Source organism: Sphingobium amiense, assembly GCF_003967075.1.
Lineage (GTDB): Bacteria > Pseudomonadota > Alphaproteobacteria > Sphingomonadales > Sphingomonadaceae > Sphingobium > Sphingobium amiense.
Genome location: NZ_AP018664.1, coordinates 2,571,075 through 2,589,941, shown reverse-complemented (window position 1 = coordinate 2,589,941; position 18,867 = coordinate 2,571,075). Strand labels below are relative to the sequence as shown.

The following is an 18,867-nucleotide window of genomic DNA, read 5'->3' as shown; positions in this document are numbered from 1 at the left end:
ACCCCTTGAACGACAGGCCCGTCACTCTGGCCGTGATGATCGGCGCCCATGGAGTGACGGGCGAAGTCCGCCTGAAGCTGTTCGGCGAAGGGGCGGAAAGCCTCAAAAGCTATGACGGGTTCGACGCGGCGGGGCGCAGGCTGACGCTGAAGTCGGTGCGCCCCGGCCCGAACGGCGCGGTGGCGCGCTTTGCCGAGATCGGCGACCGCAGCGCTGCCGAAGCGCTGCGGGGCATGGAACTCACCGTGCCCCGATCCGCCCTGCCGCCGCTGGGCGAGGGCGAATATTATCATGCCGACCTGATCGGCCTGCCCTGCATATCGAGCGAGGGCGAGGCGCTGGGCGAAATCGTCGCGGTCGAGAATTTCGGCGCGGGCGACATCGTCGAAGTGCAGCGGCCCGGCGTGGACGGCAAGCCCGGCAAGCGCTTCATGGCACCTATGCACATGGTGACGCTGGGCGAGGGCGGCGCGGTGATTGACGCGGCTTACGCCCAATAGTATACAGGACGTATATACGAAAGGCGCCGTCATGGGCGAAAGCTACAAGGCCAAAATCTTCAAGTCGGGCAACAGTCTGGCGCTCCGCCTGCCCAAGGCGCTCGGCCTTACCGAAGGGGCCGAGATGGTCCTGCGCGAGGAACAGGGCCGCTATATCATCGAACCCGCCGACACGCCCCGGCGCAAGATCGACGTCAGCAAATTCGCGGGCAAGGTGCCGTGGCTGGAGCCGCGCACCTATGAAGAGGGCGAATTTGAGGACAGCCCGCGCGACTGGCATCTGCTTGGCCGTGACGATGGCGCATGACCATAAGGCTGCTCGATACCAATAGCTGCATCTACGCCTTTACCGGCATCTATCCCGCGCTGACCGCTCGCATGGCGGACCAGCCCGAAGGCAGCCTGTTCATATCGTCGATCACCTATGCCGAACTTGCCTATGGCACGGTGAGGGGCAAGCCGCCCCCGCAGGCAACACTGGACGCGTTCATCAATGCGGTGGGCGTTCTGCCGTTCGATGAAGCAGCGGCGATGGCCTATGCACAGATTCCGTTTCGGCGCGGCAGTTTCGACCGGTTGATCGCCGCGCATGCGCTTGCTCTCGGCGCACATCTCGTGTCGCGGAACGCGCGGGACTTCGCCGACATTCCCGGCCTGCGCGTCGAGGACTGGACGGCCTGACGAACTGGACGCTGGCCGCATCATCGCCTATGCGGCGCGCATGGCCCGCATCGTCACCGCCGTCTATCTGATCTTCATGCTGGTCGCTGGCTGGCGGCTATATGCGGTGCGCTGGACGGTCGCGGGGAAGGTGGGGGCGGCGCTGGCGCTTTTGCTGCCCATTCCGCTGCTGCTGCTGATCCCTGCGCTGACGCATCCAGAGCGGCCCTTCGCCGACATGCTGCGCATGATCGGCCTTGCGCTGCTGGTGTGCGGCATCCTGTGCATGGGCGGTGGCTGGTCGGCGGCGCGCATCCGGGCGCGGCGCAAATGAGTTTCACCGCGCAGATCCTGACGCTCTATCCGGAGATGTTTCCCGGACCGCTGGGCGTATCGCTGGCGGGGCGGGCGCTGGGCGAAGGCAGATGGGCGTGCGATCCGATCCAGATCCGCGATTTCGCGACCGACCGGCATCGCACCGTGGACGATACGCCTGCGGGCGGCGGCGCGGGCATGGTGCTGCGCGCCGACATATTGGCGCGGGCCGTCGACCATGCGCTGGAGAAGCGGCCCGACCTGCCCGTGCTGGCGATGACGCCGCGCGGCGCGCCGATCACGCAGGGGCGCGTGCGCGCGCTGGCGGAAGGGCCGGGTGCGACGATATTGTGCGGCCGGTTCGAGGGGTTCGACGAGCGGATTTTCGATGCGCGCCCCATCGAACAGGTCAGCATGGGCGACATCATCCTGTCCGGCGGAGAGATGGGCGCTCTGCTGCTGCTCGACGCTTGCGTGCGGCTGCTTCCCGGTGTAATGGGCGCGGCTTCCAGCGGAGTCGAAGAGTCCTTTGAAACGGGGCTGCTCGAATATCCGCACTATACCCGCCCGGTGGAATGGGAGGGGCGCACGATCCCTGAAGTGTTGCGATCGGGGGATCATGCGAAGATCGCCGCCTGGCGGAAACAACGGGCGGAGGACGATACACGGCTAAGGCGGCCGGACCTTTGGGAACGCCACATCGGCGTTCGGGACCAGCCGCCCTCTGGTGCGCGACGACAGAAGGACTGAGTTTAGACATGAACATCATCCAGCAGATCGAGGCGGAAAGCATCGCCGCTCTGGCCAGGGACATCCCCGAATTCCGCCCCGGCGACACGCTGCGCGTCGGCGTGAAGGTGATCGAAGGCGACCGCAGCCGCGTCCAGAATTATGAAGGCGTGTGCATCGCCCGCTCGAACAAGGGCATGGGTTCCAACTTTACAGTGCGCAAGATTTCGTTCGGCGAAGGCGTGGAGCGCGTGTTCCCGCTCTATTCGCCCAACATCGACAGCATCACCGTGGTCCGCCGCGGCGTGGTGCGTCGCGCCAAGCTCTACTATCTGCGCGGCCGCACCGGCAAGCGCGCCCGCATCGCCGAGCGCCGCGACAACCGCGAGGGCTGAAGTCCGCGCGGGCAGATGCCCGCTGCGGCTTGACAGTTGTAAAATGGAGACAGGCGGTGCCCATGTGGCGCCGCCTTTTTCTTTGTCTTTCCGTCGCTTGGACGCGAATCGATCCCGGCGGGGTAGGTTCGTTACGGAAATGATAGGAAGTGCCATTTGCCCCATGGTGGATTTGCCGCCGCGTTCCGTTTCCCACTGTTGCTGAATGTTTCCGATCCTCGCTGAAGGGACAAAGGGGGCGGGCCGGAGCCGCATTGAGCCAGCGATACTATGGAGGAGAGGCCCATCTGACACGAGATTAGGGGGCTGTTCATGAACGTCAGAACTATGGTTTCCTTGGCGGCGCTGAGCGTCGCGATCGCTTCTTCGGCAACGGCATATGCACAGGACGCTGCACCACAGGGCGCCGCAGCGGACGAGGGCGCAGCCATTATCGTCACCGGCACGCGCGCGACGGGCATCACGGCAGCCGAGAGCGCTGCACCGATCAAGGTTCTCGACAGCGCGATGCTGGACAAGGTTGGCCAGCCCAACCTCAATCAGGTGCTGACGCAGCTGGTCCCGTCCTTCACGGCGGAAGCCTTTGGCGGCGACACGGCCAATCTCACTTTGTCGGCGCGCCTGCGCGGCCTCAGCCCCAACCATGCACTAGTGCTGGTCAACGGCAAGCGTCGGCATGGCACCGCCAATCTCCATGTCCTCGGCGGACCTTATCAGGGTGGCGCTGCGCCCGACCTCGACATGATCCCGCCCGGTGCGATCGGGCGGATCGAAGTTCTGGAAGACGGCGCAGCCGCACAATATGGGTCCGACGCGATTGCGGGCGTCATCAATATCATACTGAAGAGCGACAAAGACAGCATTTCCGGCAATCTGACCGGTGGCCAGCATTATGAAGGCGATGGAACCACTTATTCGGGCAGCGTCACTTTCGCGCCCTATATCGGGGAAGACACCTATCTCAACTTCACCATGTTCCACCGCTATCATGGATTTACGCAACGCGGCGGCGTGGACTCGCGTATCTACAATCCCGATGGCTCTCTTCGCTCGGATCTGGGCGCAGCGCATACGGCAATGGCGGCAGTCGGTCTGCCGGGTGCGCCCTATACCAACCGCATCGTAGGCGATTCCCGATCGACACTGAGCACTGTCATGTACAATGCGGGTCATGATTTTGGGGGTGTGGAGATCTACGCGTTCGGCAGCTACGGCCGCCGCGAGGCCAGCGCTTACGAAAATTATCGCCAGCCATGGCGTGTGTCCCGCTCTCCGGTATTGGGGGTTGCTGGCGAGGAAATTCTTTTCAGCAAGACCGGCTTCAACCCGCGTGAGGCGATCAAGGAAGATGATTTTTCGAACACCGCCGGCATCAAGGGGGAAGCAGGCAGTTTCCGCTGGGACATCAGCACCACTTACGGCCAGGATTATGCGAAGCTCTACACGCTGGATTCAGCCAACCGGACATTGTTCATCAACACCGGCACGACCCCGACCAATTTCTATGACGGCTTCCTGAAAGCGTCAGAATGGACGACGAACATCGACATCGCCAAGGAAATCGAAGCCGGGCTGGCCGCGCCGATCAACGTCGCGTTCGGCGGAGAATATCGGGAGAACCTGTTCCAGATCGGCAAGGGCGACTTTGCGTCCACCTATTTCGAGGGCGGCCAATCCTATCCTGGCTTCCTCGCGACCGATGCCGGCAAGCATAAACGGAACAACAAGGCGGCTTACCTGGACGTAGCGATCAACCCGGTCGAGATGTGGAAGATCGACGGCGCGGTGCGCTACGAGGATTATAGCGATTTCGGCACCAAATGGACGTGGAAGGTCACAAGCCGCGTCGATTTTACCGATCAGATCGCGTTACGCGGCACCGTCAGCACAGGCTTCCGGGCGCCTTCGTTGCTCGAATCCTACTACAGTTCAACCAATGTCGGCCCGACGACCGCCTATGTTCAGTTGCCGCCCAACAGCGCGGCCGCCAAGCTGCTGGGCTATGACGATCTGAAGCCGGAAACGTCGACCAACTACAGCGTCGGACTGGTGCTGCGGCCGACGCCCAAGCTCAACATCACGCTCGATGCCTATCAGGTGAAACTGAAGAACCGGATCGTCGGGACCGGGTCGATCGTCGGCCTGACCGGCGGCGAAGTGACGAACCAGGCCGTGCTGGACGCGATCGCTGCCCATGGCAATGTGCTCGACCCCTATGTGCTGGAGGTCGGTGATGCGGGCATCAACCTCTTCACCAACGGCGCTGATACCCGCACGCGCGGCGTCGATCTGACGGCCAGCTATCCTACGCCGCTGGCAGATGGGTCAATTCTCTGGACGCTGTCGGCCAACTATAATGAGACGAAGATCACGCGGTTGCGCCTGCCTGACGATCTCTACGCGGCGGATGCGCGCAGTATCCTCGAAAAGGCGTCGCCCAAATACAAGATCATCGCCGGCGCGCTGCTGAACATGGGGGCGCTCAGCGTCAACCTGCGAGAGACCTTCTACGGCAAATCGTCGCAGGTCGTCATCTATAACGGCACGACGCCCACGGTGACGGCGGGAGCGGCGGCGATCACCGATCTTGAGGTCAGCTATGAGTTGAGCAAGGGGCTGACCGTCAGCGTCGGAGCCAACAACCTGCTCAACAAGAAAGCTGACGCGGTGCCGAACGGGCCTGACGGCTTGCCGATCGACGGTGGCGCGGTGCTGGATGCGCCTGTCACCTTCACCCCCTATGGTATTAACGGGGGCTATTGGTACGGGAAGATCGGCTTCAAATTCTAGCAGCCGCAATGGATGATGGCCGGGCTGATCCGGCCATCATCACTCAGCCCTCAGCCTTTCCGGCTCGTCCACCACAGCCCTGCCAGGCTGATCGCGGCGGCGGCAGACATGTAGAGGCCGACGATGGCGATGCCATGCGCGCCGATCAGCCAGGTCGCGACGATGGGGGCGAGCGCGCCGCCGATGATGCCGCCGAGGTTGAATGCGAAGGACGCGCCGGTATAGCGCAACTGGATCGGGAAGAGCGCGGGCAGGTAAGCGCCCAGCGGCCCGTAGACGAAGCCCATCAGGAACAGCGCGGCGCTCAGGATCAGGAAGATCGGCAGCAGCGCGCCCGTCCCCATCATCGGCCCGAAGGCGATCCCCATGGCGATCGTGCCCGCGCATCCCCATGCCAGCACCCGCGTCGGGCTGGAACGATCCGCCCACCAGCCCGCGAGCACGATGCTGCCCGCCATGAACAGGATCGCGCCCAGCTGCAGCGACAGGAAGGCGCTGCGGTCGATCTTCAATGCCGTGGTGCCGTAGCCCAGCGCGAAGGCGGTCGCGATATAGTAGATGGCGAAGCAGGCCGCGCAGGCGAAGGTGCCCGCAATGGCCGCGCCCAGATGCGAGGAGAGGAGGGTCGCGAGCGGGACGGCGGGTGGCGGGCTTTCCGCCTTGGCCGCAGCAAACTCCGGCGTCTCGGTGAGCTTCAGCCGGACCCACAGGCCCAGGAACACCAGCACCGCGCTGCCCAGGAAGGGCAGGCGCCAGCCCCAGGCGTAGAAGTCTGCGTCCGACAGCATGGTGCCGAGGATCAGGAACAGGCCGTTCGCCGCGATGAAGCCCACCGGCGCGCCCAGTTGCGGGAACATGCCGAAGCGCGCGCGCCAGCCGGGCGGGGCGTTTTCCACCGCCAGAAGCGCCGCGCCGCCCCATTCGCCGCCGAGGCCCAGCCCCTGTCCGAAGCGCAGCAGGCACAGGATCAGCGGCGCCCACCAGCCGATCTGCGCATGGGTGGGGAGGAAACCGATCAGCAGCGTGCATCCGCCCATCAGCATGAGCGACGTGACGAGCGTCGCCTTGCGCCCCACGCGGTCGCCATAATGGCCGAAGATCGCGGCGCCCAGCGGCCTTGCGAAGAAGGCGAGTGCGAGGCTGCCATAGGAGGCCATGAGCTGCGCGGTGGGGGATGAGGCGGGGAAGAAGAGCGACGGGAAGATCAGGCTGGCGGCGGTGGCGTAGATGTAGAAGTCGTAAAATTCGACTGCCGTGCCGATGAGGCTCGCCGCCAGCACGCGCTTGTGCCGCCACATTTCGCCGATGCCGTTGCTGCTGGTCATGTCGTCCCCCCTCTGCCCGTGCCTTCCTATCTCGCGTCAAAAGGCGGAATGGCAAGCCCGGCGATGCAAAAAGGGCCGGAAGGCATGTGCCCCCGGCCCTTCGCTTGTCCTGTTTGCGCGATCAGGCGGCGGCGACAAGCGCCGCGCTGCGGACGCCGTCGTCCACATGATCCTCGAACTGGGCGAAATTATCGACGAACGCCTTGACCAGCGTCGCGGCGGTGGCGTCATAGCCGTCCTTGTCCGCCCACATGGCGCGCGGATCGAGGATGGTCGAATCGACGCCGTTCACCGCCACCGGCACTTCGAAGCCGAAGTTCGGGTCGGTGCGGAATTCGACATTGTTGAGGCTGCCGTCGAGCGCGGCGTTGAGCAGCGCGCGCGTCACCTTGATCGGCATGCGCTTGATCCCCGGCATCGTCGCCTTGCCGCCCGCCCAGCCGGTGTTGACCAGCCAGCAGGTGACGCCGCCCTTGTTGATCCGCTCCTTCAGCAGATTGCCGTAGACGCTGGGGTGGCGCGGCATGAACGGCGCGCCGAAGCAGGTGGAGAAGGTGGCGGTCGGTTCGGTCACGCCGATCTCGGTCCCGGCGACGCGCGCGGTATAGCCCGAGAGGAAGTGATACATCGCCTGCTCGGGCGTCAACCGCGCGATCGGCGGCAGCACGCCATAGGCGTCGGCGGTCAGGAAGATGATGTTCTTGGGCACCGGACCCAGATTCTTCTCCGACGTGTTGGGGATGAAGTCGATCGGGTAGGAGCCGCGGCTGTTTTCCGCGAGGCTGTTGTCGTCGAGGTCGATGGCGCGGGTTTCCTCGTCCATCACGACATTTTCCAGCACCGTGCCGAATCGCTTGGTGGTGGCGAAAATCTCCGGCTCCGCCTCGGCGGAGAGGTTAATCATCTTGGCGTAGCAGCCGCCTTCGAAATTGAAGACCGCCGTGTCCGACCAGCCATGCTCGTCGTCGCCGATCAGGGTGCGGCTGGCGTCCGCCGACAGCGTCGTCTTGCCGGTGCCCGACAGGCCGAAGAAGACCGCCGTGTCGCCATCCGGGCCGATATTGGCCGAACAGTGCATCGGCATCACGCCCTTCACGGGCAGCAGATAGTTGAGGATGCCGAAGACCGACTTCTTCATCTCGCCGGCATAGGCGGTGCCGCCGATCAGGATCAGCTTCTCGGTGAAGTTGACCGCGATCACGGTTTCGGTGCGGCTGCCGTGGCGCGCCGGATCGGCGCGGAAGCTGGGCAGGTCGATGATGGTATATTCGGGCGCGAAGCCGGGCAGCTCATCGGCGGTCGGGCGGACCAGCAGCGTGCGGATGAACAGGTTGTGCCAGGCGAACTCGTTGATGACGCGCACCTTGACGCGATGTTCGGGCTGCGACCCGCCGAACAGGTCGGCGACGTAGAGCGTTTCCTTTTCACCCAGCGCCTTGAAGAAATCTTCCTTGAGCGCGGCGAAATGGTCGGGCGTCATGGGCACGTTGGTGTTGCCCCACCAGACGGTGCTTTCGGTCTCCGCGTCGCGGACGATGAACTTGTCCTTCGCGCTGCGGCCGGTGTGCTTGCCGGTCTTGACGACCAGCGGCCCGTCCTTCGACAGCTTGCCCTCGCCATTGCGCACGGCGGCTTCCACGAGCGCCGCGGTGCCGAGATTCCAGTGCTGGGTGGCATGGGTGGAGATTCCCTGGTCAGCCAGGGTGATTGAGGATTTGGCCTGCACGCCGTAGCTCCTATATGTTGATGTCGGCTGCGTCCCCTGAGGAACGGCCGATCCGCCCATTGAGCGCCGCCTGCCGCAGCGTCTTCATTCGCAGACGGGATAAGGCCATAGGGCGTCGGACCCCAACCGTCAAATCCCGCCGCCGCGCGCCCTGTGCCGAAATCGTCCACACAGGTAAGCGAATCGGATGGACCGCCGCACCCGACCCTTTCTTGCGAGGGCGGGCCGCATCGTCTAACGCTCGCTCTCGCCCTTTTCCGATCGTCTGGAATGCTGCATGACCGCGACCATCGCCCTGGTGGATGACGACAAGAATATCCTGACTTCCGTGTCGATCGCGCTTCAGGCGGAAGGCTTTCTGACGCGCGTCTATTCGGACCCTGAAAGCGCGCTCAAGGCGCTGCTGGAAAACCCCGCCGACCTCGCCGTCTTCGACATCAAGATGCCGCGCATGGATGGCCTAGAACTGCTGCGCCGCCTGCGCGAACGCAGCCAGATGCCGGTCATCTTCCTCACGTCCAAGGCGGATGAGCTGGACGAGGCGCTGGGCCTTGCGATGGGGGCGGACGACTATATCGCCAAGCCCTTTTCGCAGCGGCTGCTGATCGCGCGCATCCGCGCCATCCTGCGCCGGTCGGAAATGCGCGCGACGCCCGAAACGCCCGACGAGCCGGTCGCCGACCCGATCCTGCGCGGGCGGCTGGAGATGGACCCGGCGCGGCATCGGGTGAAATGGAACGGGAAGGACGTGACGCTGACCGTCACCGAATTCCTGATCCTCGAAACGCTGGCCCAGCGCCCCGGCGTCGTCAAGAACCGCAATCAGTTGATGGACGCCGCCTATCAGGACGATGTCTATGTCGACGACCGCACCATCGACAGCCACATCAAGCGGCTGCGCCGCAAATTCCGCGAGGCAGATCCCGATTTCAATGCAATCGACACCCTCTATGGCGCCGGCTACCGATTCTCGGAGGAGTGAGGCGGCGCCGCTGGCGGTGCGCTGGTCGGGGCGGCTGAGCCTCACCCCGCGTATCCTTGCGGTCAACGTCTTCGCGCTCGCGCTGCTGGCGGGCGGCTTCTTCTATCTCGACAGCTATCGCACGCGCATCGTCGACGCGCGCCTCGAACAGTCGACGCGCGAGCTGAAGCTCCTTGCGCTCGGCCTGCAGGCCGCGCCGCCAAGCCGCGACGACGCGCTGATCGCCGCCTATGCGCGCCAGACGGAGGACCGGGTGCGCCGCTATGGCGCGGACGGGCGACTGATCGCCGACAGCTTTGCGATGGATGCGCCGCGTTACGAACTGCGGTCGCCCGAAAGCGAGGAGTGGCAGCGGCACGTCGCCCGCTTCCTCGACAAGGTGGTGGACAAGGTGGTCGACGCCGACCGTCCTCCCGATTTCGAGGAACCGGCGCTCGACCGGGCGGAGGCGTGGCCCGAACTGCTGCTGGCGCGCAAGACGGGCCATCCCCAGTCGATGAACCGTTACGCGCCCGACCGCACCTTCATGATCTCCGCCGCCGTGCCGCTGCCGGACGGAACGCTGCTGCTGGCGACGGAGAATGCGCGCGACATCACCCGCATCGTGCGGGCGGAGCGGCTGCGGCTCGGCATGGTGCTGGCGGTCGCGGTGCTGGCTTCGGTGCTGCTGTCCCTGTTCCTTGCGCGCACCATCGTCCAGCCGCTCCAGCGCCTCGCCCGCGCCGCCGTCCGCGTGCGCCTCGGCCGTGCGCGCGAGGTGATGGTGCCGCGCCTGCCCGAGCGGCGCGACGAGATCGGGATGCTCGCGCGCGCCCTGTCCGACATGAGCCAGGCGCTGCGCCAGCGGATCGACGCGACCGACGCCTTCGCGGCGGATGTGAGCCATGAGCTGAAAAATCCCATCGCCTCGCTGCGCTCCGCGCTCGACGCGCTCGACCGGGTGGAGCGGCCGGATCTGCGCACGCAGCTCATGGCCATCGCGCAGGACGATGTGCGGCGGCTCGACCGGCTCGTCACCGACATTGCCGAGGCATCGCGCGTCGACGCCGAACTGTCCCGCACGCGCTTCGAGCCGATCGACCTTGGCATCCTCATCGAACGGATGGTGATCGCGCGGGAAGCGCGCGGGGTTCCGCGCGGCGTCCGCCTCGCCTTCGCCCGCCCGCGCAAGGATGTGGCGGTGGTGCCGGGCGACGAGGGCCGCCTGATCCGCGTGCTCGACAACCTCATAGACAATGCCGTGTCCTTCTCGCCCGACGGCGGCCTCGTCCGCATCGTCGCGACGGTGGCGGACGGGCAGGTGCTGGTCAGCGTCGAGGATGAAGGTCCGGGCGTTCCCGAATCCGAGCGCGAGCATATTTTCCGCCGCTTCCACAGCGTCCGCCCCGAAGGCGAGGCGTTCGGCAAGCATTCGGGTCTCGGCCTTGCCATCGCGCGCTCTATCGTCGAGGGGCATCAGGGCACCATCGCCATCGGCGACCGCGAGGACGCGCAGAAAGGGGCGCGCTTCGTCGTCCGCCTGCCGATGGCGGTCGCGCGCGATCCGGGCATCGTGTCGGAATAGGACGGCATCTGCCATTTGCTTCGCTGCCCCAAGGGGCTACAAGGGACGCGGGGGACACGGGGCCGGACCATGGCGCGCGCATTATCGTCTGAAACGCTTCACGCGACGAGCGTGGCCATCGCCGGCCGCGCCGTGCTGCTGTCCGGGCCGAGCGGCAGCGGCAAGTCCGACCTCGCGCTGCGCCTCGTCGACCGGGGCGGCATTCTGGTCAGCGACGACTATACGCTGGTGAAGCGGGTCGACGGCCGTCTCGTCGCCACCGCGCCCACGACCATCGCGGGAAAGATGGAGGTGCGCGGCATCGGCATCGTCGACCTGCCCCGCATCCCAGAAGCGCCCGTCGCTCTGCTCATCGACCTGTTCGACCGGGTGGAGCGGATGCCGCTCGACCCGCTGCTGCGCATCGTCGCAGGGATGCAGGTGCCCGTCATCAAGATCGCGCCGTTCGAGGCTTCCGCCCCGATCAAGGTCGAACTCGCGCTCGACAAGATCGGCCTCAGGTGAACGAGCCGAAAACCATCCTGCTGCTGTCCGGCCTGTCGGGCGCGGGCAAGACCACCGCGCTCAAGACGCTGGAGGATATGGGCTGGGAAGTGGTCGACAATATCCCGCTCGTCCTGCTCGACCGGCTGCTCGACACGCCGCTGCCCGAAGGCCATGCCGGGGAGTATGCCCGCCCGCTGGCGCTCGGCATCGACGCGCGGACGCGCGGCTTCGACGCCGCCGCTATCGTCCAGCGGATCAAGACGCTGCGCGAACGGCACGGGCATGACATCGAAACGCTGTTCCTCGACTGTTCGGGCAGCGAGCTGGAGCGGCGCTTTGCCGAGACCCGCCGCCGCCACCCCCTCGCGCTCGACCGTCCCGCCGCCGACGGCATCGCGCGCGAGCGGGAGCTGACCGAACCGCTGCGCCGCTGGGCCGGGCAGGTGATCGACACGACCGGCACCACCACCAACGCGCTGCAACAGGAAATCCGCGCGCGATTTTCCCGCGAGCGGCTGTCGGACCCGGTGCTGACGATCCTGTCCTTCGGCTTTTCGCGCGGCGTGCCCCGCAACGCCGACCTGATGTTCGACATGCGCTTTCTGCGCAATCCGCACTGGGTCGACGCGCTGCGGCCGAAGACGGGCCTCGACCCGGAGGTCGCCGCCTATATCCGCGAAGACCCCGCCTATGAGGATGCGGTCGGCCGGATCGAGCAACTGCTCGCCACGCTGCTGCCCCGCTATGCCGAGGGCGGCAAGACATACATCACCGTCGCCTTCGGCTGCACGGGGGGCAAGCACCGCTCCGTCCACGTCGCCGCGCGCGTCGCGAAATACTTGCAAGCGGCGGGCTTTTCGCCCACCCTCTTGCACCGCAATATTGAATCGGTGCCCCAGGAAAGCCTGGAGAAGCACCGACCGGGAGGCCCGAAAGCATCACATGACACAAATGGGCCGTAGAATCAGATGATCGGACTCGTACTCGTCACCCACGGATCGCTCGCCACGGAATTCGTCGTCGCGATGGAGCATGTCGTGGGACCACAGCAGCAGATCGCGACGATCTGCATCGGCCCGGAAGACGACATGGAGCTGCGCCGTGCGGACATCGCCGCCGCCGTCGCCCGCGTCAATGACGGGTCGGGCGTGATCCTGCTGACCGACCTGTTCGGCGGCACGCCGTCGAACCTCGCCATCTCGCTGCTGAAGGCGGGCGAGATCGAGGTGATCGCGGGCATCAACCTCCCCATGCTCATCCGCCTCGAAAGCGCGCGCAAGGTGATGGACGTGCGCGCCGCCGTCGCCGCCGCGCGCGAGGCGGGGCAGAAATATATCAGCGTCGCGTCGGAACTATTGGGTAGCACTGCATGACAGAAATCAGCCGGGAAGTCCGGATCAGCAACAGGCGCGGCCTTCACGCCCGCGCGAGCGCCAAGTTCGTCACGCTGGCGAGTGGCCTGCCCGCCGACATCACCGTCAGCAAGGACGGCAATCACGTCACCGGCACGTCGATCATGGGCCTCATGATGCTGGGCGCGGCGATGGGCGACCATATCGTCATCAAGGCGGCCGGGCCGGAAGCGGAGGATTCGCTCGGCAAGCTCGTCACGCTGGTCGAGGAGAAGTTCGGCGAAGAGTGATCCTCAGCCGTCGCCGACTTCGCCCACCTTGCGCATCTGGGTGAAAATGTCCCAGGTCGCAATAAAGAGCGCGGCGATCACCGGCCCGATGACGATGCCGTTGAAGCCGAACAGCTCGATCCCGCCCAGCGTGGTGATGAGCACGACATAGTCGGGAATGCGCGTTTCACGCCCCACCAGGATCGGGCGGAGCAGATTGTCGACCGACCCGATGATGAGCGCCCCGCACCCGACCAGCACCGCGCCCTGCCACACCGCGCCGGTCGCGAACAGGTAAAGCGCCACCGGCACCCAGACCAGTCCCGATCCGATCGCCGGCAGCAGCGAGAAGATCCCCATCAGCACGCCCCACAGCAGCGCGCCCTGTATCCCCAGCATCCAGAAGACGACGCCGCCGATCAGCCCCTGAACGATGGCGACGATGATGCTGCCCTTCACCGTCGCGCGGATGACGACGACGAACTGGCGCAGCAGCGCCTCGCGCTGGTGCGGGCGCAGCGGGGCCGCTTCGGCAAAGCGCTGCGACAGCCGGTCGCCGTCGCGCAGCAGGAAGAAGGCGAGGTAGAGCATGACGCCGAGCGCGATGATGAAGCTGAACGCGCCCTGCCCGATCAGCAGCGCCTGCCCCGCGAGCGAGCGGAAGCTGCTGGTGAGGCCGCGCGTGACGGTGAGGCGGGCGGCGTCGAAATTGCTGACGCCGAAACGCCGCAGGATGGCGTGCGACCAGTCGGGCAGCGCGCCGACCATCTGGGCGAACATGCGTTCGAAATTGATCTGGCCCGACTGGATGAGGCCATAGAAATGCGCCGCTTCCTGCACCAGCGCGAAGGCGAGGAAGATGGCGGGCACGATGACGATGGCGATGATCGCCACCAGCGTCATCAGCGCGGCGCTGTTGCGGTGCTTTGGCATCGCCTTCAGCAGCCACTGGTTGAGCGGCCAGAACAGGATGGCGACGATCACGCCCCACAGCACCGCGGCGAAGAAAGGTTCCAGCACCGCGGCGAAGGCGATCGACACCAGCGCCACGAGCGTCAGGAAGAAGCCGTCCTCGATGCGGTGCGATTGCTTGTCGGTCATTCCACCCCCGTAAGAAAATCCAGCGGGCAAATCCATGGGGAACGGCTCCTGTTCCATGCCCCCTGTCATTTTGTTCGTCGCGCCGCTAGAGAAGCCGCCTTCCCTGCTGGAGCATCGGACGACGTGGCGCGCGAAATCACCGGCTTTTCCAACCCGCTGGTCAAGCGCGTCCGATCCCTGCGCGAAAAGAAATATCGCAAGGCCGAAGGACTGTTCCTGGCCGAAGGGCTGCGCATCCTGACCGAAGCGCGCGAAGAGGGCGTGCTGCCCGAAATGCTGTTCCACGCCGGGTCGACGCATCCGCTGGCCCGCGACCTGATTGCCGCGATGGAGTCGGCGGGGGGCGATGTGATCGAAACCACGCCCGACATCCTGTCCAAGATCAGCGGCAAGGACAATGCGCAGGCGGTGGTCGGCGTCTATCGCGACCGGCTGACCCCGCTCGCCGATCTGGACCGGGGCAGCGCCGACATCTGGATCGTCGCCCAGTCGCTGCGCGATCCGGGCAATCTGGGCACGATCCTGCGCACCGGGGACGCGGTGGGGGCGGGCGGTCTTATCCTGATCGACGATTGCGTCGATCCCTTTTCGGTCGAATCGGTGCGGGCCAGCATGGGCGCGCTCTTCACCCAGAAGATCGCGCAGGCGCGGTGGGAGGAATTCATCCCCTGGCTGCGCTCCGGCCCCGGCCAGTTGATCGGCACCAGCCTCAAGGCGACGCACGATTATCAGGAGCCGTCCTACGAAAGCCCGAGCTTCCTCCTCGTCGGCAACGAGGCGCAGGGGCTGCCCGAAGCCTATGAGGCGCAGTGCGACCTGCTGGTGAAGATGCCGATGCTGGGCAAGGCGGACAGCCTGAACGCGGCGGTGGCGACTGCGGTGATGGCCTATGAGCTGCTGAACCAGAAGCGGCGGGTGCGCTGATCCTTCGCTTGCGGGGGAGGAGGCTGGACTGCTATCCTGCGCGCCGGTGACAGGGAGTGACGGCGCATGTTCGACGATCTGATCGGGAAGCTGGGTGGCCTTGAAGCGGTGGCGGCGCAGGTGGGCCTCGAGCCGGCGCAGATGCAGGCGCTGATGAGCGAGATCGCGGCGAAGATCGGCTCGGGCGAAACCAGCGTCGCCGCACTCGCCGAAGTGGCGGCGGAACATGGCGTGTCGGCGGACGCGCTTCAGGGACTGCTCGGCAACCTCACCGGGCCGGAAGGGCTGCTCGGCCAGTTGGGCGGGATGTTCGACCGGGACGGCGACGGCAATCCGCTCAATGAGCTGGGCAGCATCGCCAAGGGCCTGTTCGGCTGACAGGTTTAGCGACGCAAAGATTTTTTGGCCTTGCCTTGGCGGCGCGAACCGGCCAATTCGCGGACATCATCATTATTGCGAACGATCCGCAACTGGCTGCGCGCGGCCAGACTGAAACGCAAGGACGACTTTGTTGACCGACGTGACGACCGACAAGCCGGCTCTGGAACCGACCGGCGCGCTTTCCGTGGAGACCGTGCTGTCGGTCCGGCACTGGAACGAGCATCTGTTCAGCTTCCGCATCACGCGGCCCGCCAGCTTCCGCTTCCGGTCGGGCGAGTTCGTGATGATCGGCCTGCCCGGCGACAACGGCAAGCCGCTGCTGCGCGCCTATTCGGTCGCCAGCCCGAGCTGGGACGAGGAGATCGAGTTCCTGTCGATCAAGGTGCAGGACGGGCCGCTGACGTCGAAGCTGCAACTCATCCAGCCGGGCGACCAGATCTATCTCGGCCGCAAGCCGACCGGCACGCTCGTCACCGACGCTCTGCTGCCGGGCAGGCGGCTGTTCATGCTGTCGACCGGCACGGGCCTTGCGCCCTTCCTCAGCCTGTCGCGCGACCCGGACGTGTATGAGTTTTACGAGCAGGTGGTGATCGTCCATTCGGTGCGCCGGGTGAGCGACCTTGCCTTCCGCGACGAGCTGGAGGGCAAATGGGCGGAAGATCCGCTGGTGTCCGAACAGGCGCCCGCGCAGTTCCATTATGTGCCGACCGTGACGCGCGAACCGTTCGAGGGCAACACGCAGCGCATCGACGCGCTGGTCGAGAGCGGCGCGCTGTTCGAAGGCATTCCGGGCGCGGCGAAGTTCGACCCCGAAACCGACCGGATCATGATGTGCGGCAGCATGGAGATGATCAAGCAGTTCGCGGCGTTCTTCGAGGCCGAAGGCTTCACCGAAGGCAGCAACGCCGCGCCGGGACAGTTTGTGATCGAAAGAGCGTTCGTGGGTTAAGCCTGACGACGCGGGGATAGGAAAGGCCGGAGGTGTGATCCTCCGGCCTTTTTTGTGGCACAAGTCGAAGCGGGACCCCGGCTCAGGGCCGGGGTGACGAATGGAGGGGCAAGCGTGCTATCTCCCTTGCTGTTCGACCACCTGAATTGTCCGTCACCCCGGGCTTGACCCGGGGTCTCGCTTCTTTGAAGCTGCGGCGATGGGACAGGGCGGCTGGGTCTATATCATGGCAGACCGCTACCGGGGGACGATGTATGTCGGGGTCACTGCTGACATTGCCGCCCGCATTTACCAGCATCGCAGTGGCGCCGGATCGGACTTTTGCGCGCGTTATGGATTGCGGCGGCTGGTCTGGGCGGAACGGGGCGAGGACATACGGGCCTGTATCGAGCAGGAAAAACGGGTGAAGCGGTGGCGGCGCGAGTGGAAGTTCGACCTGATCGAGCGGGTCAATCCTGAATGGCGCGATCTGTCCGAGACGTTGGCCTGAAAGGCAGCGCGACCCCGGCTCAGGGCCGGGGTGACGTGAGCGTGGTTACGCCCGCCCTTTCATCCACGCGTCCACATTGGCGGCCAGGACGGTCATCGGGACGCCGCCGCCTTTCACCACCATGTCATTGAACAGGCGGAAGTCGAAGCGGTCGCCGAGCGCCTTCTGCGCCGCCCCGCGAAGCCGCACGATTTCGCCGTGGCCGACCTTGTAGCCGCAGGCCTGACCCGGCCACGCGCAGTAGCGGTCCACCTCGCCCTGCACATCCTCGACGCTGGAGCCGTTGGTGGTGGCGAACCAGTGGATCGCCTGTTCGCGGGTCCAGCGTTTCGCGTGGAGGCCGGTGTCGACCACGAGGCGGCAGCAGCGATAGGCGATGGACTGGAGATAGCCGAGCCGCCCGGCGGGATCGCCTTCATAAGCGCCCAGTTCGTCGCCGAGCTGTTCGGCGTAGAGCGCCCAGCCTTCCGAATAGGCGTTGAAGGCGAGGAGCGAGCGGATGAGCGGCAGCCGGTAGGTATATTCGCCCTGCCAGATATGGCCGGGTATCCCCTCATGATAGCAGAGGGTCGGCAGCGAATAGCGCGGCCAGATGCCCGTATCGCGCAGGTTGATATAATAGTTGCCGGGGACCGATCCGTCGATCGTGCCCGCGCCGGCATAGGCGCCCGGCGCGCCCGCCTCGATCTCCACCGGAACGCGCTTGACGATCAGCTTTGCCGGAACCAGCGTCGCGAAGGCGCGGGGGAGGCGGGTGCGGATATCGGTCAGGCGCCCGTCGATATAGGCGAGGATCTGGGCGCGGCCCGTATCGTCATTGGGAAAGAGGTAGCGCGGGTCTTTGCCCATGGCGGTCATGCGTTCGCCGACCGTGCCCTTGGTCATGCCGAGGCCTTTGAGCAGGGCGTCCATCTGCCCTTCCAGCGCGGCGAGCTGGTCGAGGCCGAGGCGGTGCACCTCGTCCGGGGTCATGCGAGTGGTGGTGCCTGCCTGAAGCGCCCATGCGTAATAATCCTCGCCTTGGGGCAGCTTCCACACGCCCGCGTCCATGGTCGCGGCGGCGCGCTGGCGCTGGAGTTCGGCGATCTGGGCCGCGAGGGCGGGTGCGACCTTTTCGCGCACGATGGCGGCGGCTCTGGCGGCGTAACCGCCGGGCACGTCCTTCGTGCGGCGGACGAGGGATGCGACGGGCACCCATTGCTCGACGGGCTGGGCCTGAACGGCGGTCATCTGGCGCAGCGTCTTGTCGAGGAGGAAGGCGGGGGCGGTGACGCCGATGCCTGCGTCATGGCGGAGGCGCTCGGTCTCTCCCGCAAGATTGGCGGCATAGGCGTCGAGGCGGGCGAGGTAAGCGTCGGCATCGGCGACCGTCCCGATCGCATGGTTGCTGTCGAGGAAGTCGGGCGTTTCGACGAAGCTGCCGGTATTCTGCGCGACGGCATAGGGGCTGTTGCGGTAGGACCAGTTGCTGTTCATCATCGCCATGTCGCCGAAGGGGAAGGCGAAGCCCGCCGCCGCCAGTTCATGCGCGGCGAGCGTCACGTCCACATCGGTGCGGGTGGCCGGGGAAAGGGCGGCGCGGTCGATGGCGCGCAGCTTTGCGAGGCGGTCCTTTACATGGGCGGCGACAAGTGCCTGCCCGGCGGGGCTTTTGTCGCCGAGGCGCGATTTGAGCGCGGCGCGGGGGCCGGTGTCCAGCCCCAGGCCGCTGGCGCTTTCGGGTGCGTCGGCGAGCATCTGTTCCGCCATGTCGGCGAGCGTCGCCTGCGCGGCGGCATCCGGCCCCTGCGCGGCGCGGGCGGGCAGGGCGGTGAGCGCGAGGGCGGAGGAACCGGCGATCAGGAAGTCGCGGCGGGTGGCGGTCATGGAGCGGCTCCGTCTGTGTCTTTTCCTCCTTAGCTTCGCATATTTCCCGCAAGTTTTGACAGA

General features: G+C 65.8%; 21 protein-coding genes. 17 read left to right on the top strand and 4 right to left on the bottom strand.

The annotated features are described in order from the left end of the window. Positions 1-5: 5 nt before the first annotated feature. The 7 genes from rimM to SAMIE_RS12495 all read left to right on the top strand — a co-directional run bounded on the left by rimM (position 6) and on the right by SAMIE_RS12495 (position 5,389). Positions 6-500, top strand: coding sequence for a ribosome maturation factor RimM (gene rimM / locus SAMIE_RS12525; RefSeq protein WP_066702650.1), 495 nt, complete (start codon positions 6-8; stop codon positions 498-500). 31 nt (positions 501-531) lie between these two features. Beyond that, a complete protein-coding gene (locus tag SAMIE_RS12520) occupies positions 532-807 on the top strand; it encodes an AbrB/MazE/SpoVT family DNA-binding domain-containing protein (protein ID WP_066702653.1) in 276 nt (91 codons plus the stop codon). Then, entirely contained in the window at positions 804-1,181 is a 378-nt protein-coding gene (locus tag SAMIE_RS12515) for a type II toxin-antitoxin system VapC family toxin (RefSeq protein WP_066702656.1), read from the top strand. The genes SAMIE_RS12520 and SAMIE_RS12515 overlap by 4 nt, the downstream gene beginning before the upstream one ends. Before the next feature lie 40 nt (positions 1,182-1,221). Beyond that, positions 1,222-1,494: a hypothetical protein gene (locus tag SAMIE_RS12510; RefSeq protein ID WP_066702666.1), complete on the top strand. Its 273-nt coding sequence runs from the start codon at positions 1,222-1,224 to the stop codon at positions 1,492-1,494. Beyond that, on the top strand, positions 1,491-2,225 hold the full coding sequence (gene trmD / locus SAMIE_RS12505; protein WP_066702783.1) for a tRNA (guanosine(37)-N1)-methyltransferase TrmD: 735 nt from the start codon (positions 1,491-1,493) through the stop codon (positions 2,223-2,225). The genes SAMIE_RS12510 and trmD overlap by 4 nt, the downstream gene beginning before the upstream one ends. 8 nt (positions 2,226-2,233) lie before the next feature. Further along, positions 2,234-2,599: a 50S ribosomal protein L19 gene (gene rplS / locus SAMIE_RS12500; RefSeq protein WP_066702675.1), complete on the top strand. Its 366-nt coding sequence runs from the start codon at positions 2,234-2,236 to the stop codon at positions 2,597-2,599. A 312-nt stretch (positions 2,600-2,911) separates the two neighbouring features. Continuing rightward, the gene (locus tag SAMIE_RS12495) at positions 2,912-5,389 is read left to right on the top strand and encodes a TonB-dependent receptor plug domain-containing protein (RefSeq protein ID WP_066702678.1); all 2,478 of its coding nucleotides are present in this window, start codon (positions 2,912-2,914) and stop codon (positions 5,387-5,389) included. A gap of 50 nt (positions 5,390-5,439) precedes the next feature. Here SAMIE_RS12495 and SAMIE_RS12490 read toward each other — a convergent pair whose 3' ends face one another. Next, positions 5,440-6,714: an MFS transporter gene (locus SAMIE_RS12490; protein ID WP_066702679.1), complete on the bottom strand. Its 1,275-nt coding sequence runs from the start codon at positions 6,712-6,714 to the stop codon at positions 5,440-5,442. Between the two features lie 121 nt (positions 6,715-6,835). Continuing rightward, a complete protein-coding gene (locus SAMIE_RS12485; protein ID WP_066702785.1) occupies positions 6,836-8,440 on the bottom strand; it encodes a phosphoenolpyruvate carboxykinase in 1,605 nt (534 codons plus the stop codon). Between the two features lie 277 nt (positions 8,441-8,717). Here SAMIE_RS12485 and SAMIE_RS12480 point away from each other — a divergent pair, with 277 nt between their 5' ends. The 6 genes from SAMIE_RS12480 (at position 8,718) to SAMIE_RS12455 (ending at position 13,114) form a co-directional block, all read left to right on the top strand. Next, positions 8,718-9,422: a response regulator transcription factor gene (locus SAMIE_RS12480; RefSeq protein WP_066702681.1), complete on the top strand. Its 705-nt coding sequence runs from the start codon at positions 8,718-8,720 to the stop codon at positions 9,420-9,422. After that, positions 9,391-10,986, top strand: a complete 1,596-nt coding sequence (locus tag SAMIE_RS12475) for a sensor histidine kinase (RefSeq protein ID WP_066702683.1) — start codon at positions 9,391-9,393, stop codon at positions 10,984-10,986. The genes SAMIE_RS12480 and SAMIE_RS12475 overlap by 32 nt, the downstream gene beginning before the upstream one ends. A 69-nt stretch (positions 10,987-11,055) precedes the next feature. Further along, entirely contained in the window at positions 11,056-11,490 is a 435-nt protein-coding gene (locus SAMIE_RS12470; RefSeq protein WP_066702686.1) for an HPr kinase/phosphorylase, read from the top strand. Beyond that, complete coding sequence (gene rapZ, locus SAMIE_RS12465) at positions 11,487-12,434, top strand: RNase adapter RapZ (protein ID WP_066702689.1); 948 nt, start codon at positions 11,487-11,489, stop codon at positions 12,432-12,434. Before SAMIE_RS12470 ends, rapZ begins: the two co-directional genes overlap by 4 nt. 6 nt (positions 12,435-12,440) lie before the next feature. After that, positions 12,441-12,845, top strand: a complete 405-nt coding sequence (locus SAMIE_RS12460) for a PTS sugar transporter subunit IIA (protein WP_066702692.1) — start codon at positions 12,441-12,443, stop codon at positions 12,843-12,845. Beyond that, positions 12,842-13,114 carry an HPr family phosphocarrier protein gene (locus SAMIE_RS12455; RefSeq protein WP_066702708.1) on the top strand — a complete coding sequence of 91 codons (273 nt, stop codon included), beginning with the start codon at positions 12,842-12,844 and terminating at the stop codon, positions 13,112-13,114. Before SAMIE_RS12460 ends, SAMIE_RS12455 begins: the two co-directional genes overlap by 4 nt. Positions 13,115-13,117: 3 nt before the next feature. Here SAMIE_RS12455 and SAMIE_RS12450 read toward each other — a convergent pair whose 3' ends face one another. Beyond that, a complete protein-coding gene (locus tag SAMIE_RS12450) occupies positions 13,118-14,194 on the bottom strand; it encodes an AI-2E family transporter (protein ID WP_066702711.1) in 1,077 nt (358 codons plus the stop codon). A gap of 123 nt (positions 14,195-14,317) precedes the next feature. Between SAMIE_RS12450 and SAMIE_RS12445 the strand changes: the two genes are divergently transcribed. The 4 genes from SAMIE_RS12445 (at position 14,318) to SAMIE_RS12430 (ending at position 16,938) form a co-directional block, all read left to right on the top strand. Then, complete coding sequence (locus tag SAMIE_RS12445) at positions 14,318-15,118, top strand: TrmH family RNA methyltransferase (RefSeq protein WP_066702713.1); 801 nt, start codon at positions 14,318-14,320, stop codon at positions 15,116-15,118. A 66-nt stretch (positions 15,119-15,184) separates the two neighbouring features. Continuing rightward, the gene (locus tag SAMIE_RS12440) at positions 15,185-15,496 is read left to right on the top strand and encodes a hypothetical protein (RefSeq protein ID WP_066702716.1); all 312 of its coding nucleotides are present in this window, start codon (positions 15,185-15,187) and stop codon (positions 15,494-15,496) included. Positions 15,497-15,629: 133 nt separating this feature from the next. Next, the gene (locus tag SAMIE_RS12435) at positions 15,630-16,448 is read left to right on the top strand and encodes a ferredoxin--NADP reductase (RefSeq protein ID WP_066702720.1); all 819 of its coding nucleotides are present in this window, start codon (positions 15,630-15,632) and stop codon (positions 16,446-16,448) included. A 199-nt stretch (positions 16,449-16,647) separates the two neighbouring features. Continuing rightward, positions 16,648-16,938: a GIY-YIG nuclease family protein gene (locus SAMIE_RS12430; RefSeq protein ID WP_066702723.1), complete on the top strand. Its 291-nt coding sequence runs from the start codon at positions 16,648-16,650 to the stop codon at positions 16,936-16,938. A 45-nt stretch (positions 16,939-16,983) separates the two neighbouring features. Here SAMIE_RS12430 and SAMIE_RS12425 read toward each other — a convergent pair whose 3' ends face one another. Next, positions 16,984-18,804, bottom strand: coding sequence for a DUF885 domain-containing protein (locus SAMIE_RS12425; protein WP_066702726.1), 1,821 nt, complete (start codon positions 18,802-18,804; stop codon positions 16,984-16,986). Positions 18,805-18,867: the final 63 nt, after the last annotated feature.

Bases quoted from the DNA above. Each gene is read 5' to 3' on its own strand.
- SAMIE_RS12520 (WP_066702653.1), top strand. From the start codon at position 532: ATGGGCGAAAGCTACAAGGCCAAAATCTTCAAGTCGGGCAACAGTCTG.
- SAMIE_RS12515 (WP_066702656.1), top strand. From the start codon at position 804: ATGACCATAAGGCTGCTCGATACCAATAGCTGCATCTACGCCTTTACC.
- SAMIE_RS12510 (WP_066702666.1), top strand. From the start codon at position 1,222: ATGGCCCGCATCGTCACCGCCGTCTATCTGATCTTCATGCTGGTCGCT.
- trmD (WP_066702783.1), top strand. From the start codon at position 1,491: ATGAGTTTCACCGCGCAGATCCTGACGCTCTATCCGGAGATGTTTCCC.
- rplS (WP_066702675.1), top strand. From the start codon at position 2,234: ATGAACATCATCCAGCAGATCGAGGCGGAAAGCATCGCCGCTCTGGCC.
- SAMIE_RS12495 (WP_066702678.1), top strand. From the start codon at position 2,912: ATGAACGTCAGAACTATGGTTTCCTTGGCGGCGCTGAGCGTCGCGATC.
- SAMIE_RS12490 (WP_066702679.1), bottom strand. From the start codon at position 6,714: ATGACCAGCAGCAACGGCATCGGCGAAATGTGGCGGCACAAGCGCGTG.
- SAMIE_RS12480 (WP_066702681.1), top strand. From the start codon at position 8,718: ATGACCGCGACCATCGCCCTGGTGGATGACGACAAGAATATCCTGACT.
- SAMIE_RS12475 (WP_066702683.1), top strand. From the start codon at position 9,391: ATGGCGCCGGCTACCGATTCTCGGAGGAGTGAGGCGGCGCCGCTGGCG.
- SAMIE_RS12470 (WP_066702686.1), top strand. From the start codon at position 11,056: ATGGCGCGCGCATTATCGTCTGAAACGCTTCACGCGACGAGCGTGGCC.
- SAMIE_RS12460 (WP_066702692.1), top strand. From the start codon at position 12,441: ATGATCGGACTCGTACTCGTCACCCACGGATCGCTCGCCACGGAATTC.
- SAMIE_RS12455 (WP_066702708.1), top strand. From the start codon at position 12,842: ATGACAGAAATCAGCCGGGAAGTCCGGATCAGCAACAGGCGCGGCCTT.
- SAMIE_RS12450 (WP_066702711.1), bottom strand. From the start codon at position 14,194: ATGACCGACAAGCAATCGCACCGCATCGAGGACGGCTTCTTCCTGACG.
- SAMIE_RS12440 (WP_066702716.1), top strand. From the start codon at position 15,185: ATGTTCGACGATCTGATCGGGAAGCTGGGTGGCCTTGAAGCGGTGGCG.
- SAMIE_RS12430 (WP_066702723.1), top strand. From the start codon at position 16,648: ATGGGACAGGGCGGCTGGGTCTATATCATGGCAGACCGCTACCGGGGG.
- SAMIE_RS12425 (WP_066702726.1), bottom strand. From the start codon at position 18,804: ATGACCGCCACCCGCCGCGACTTCCTGATCGCCGGTTCCTCCGCCCTC.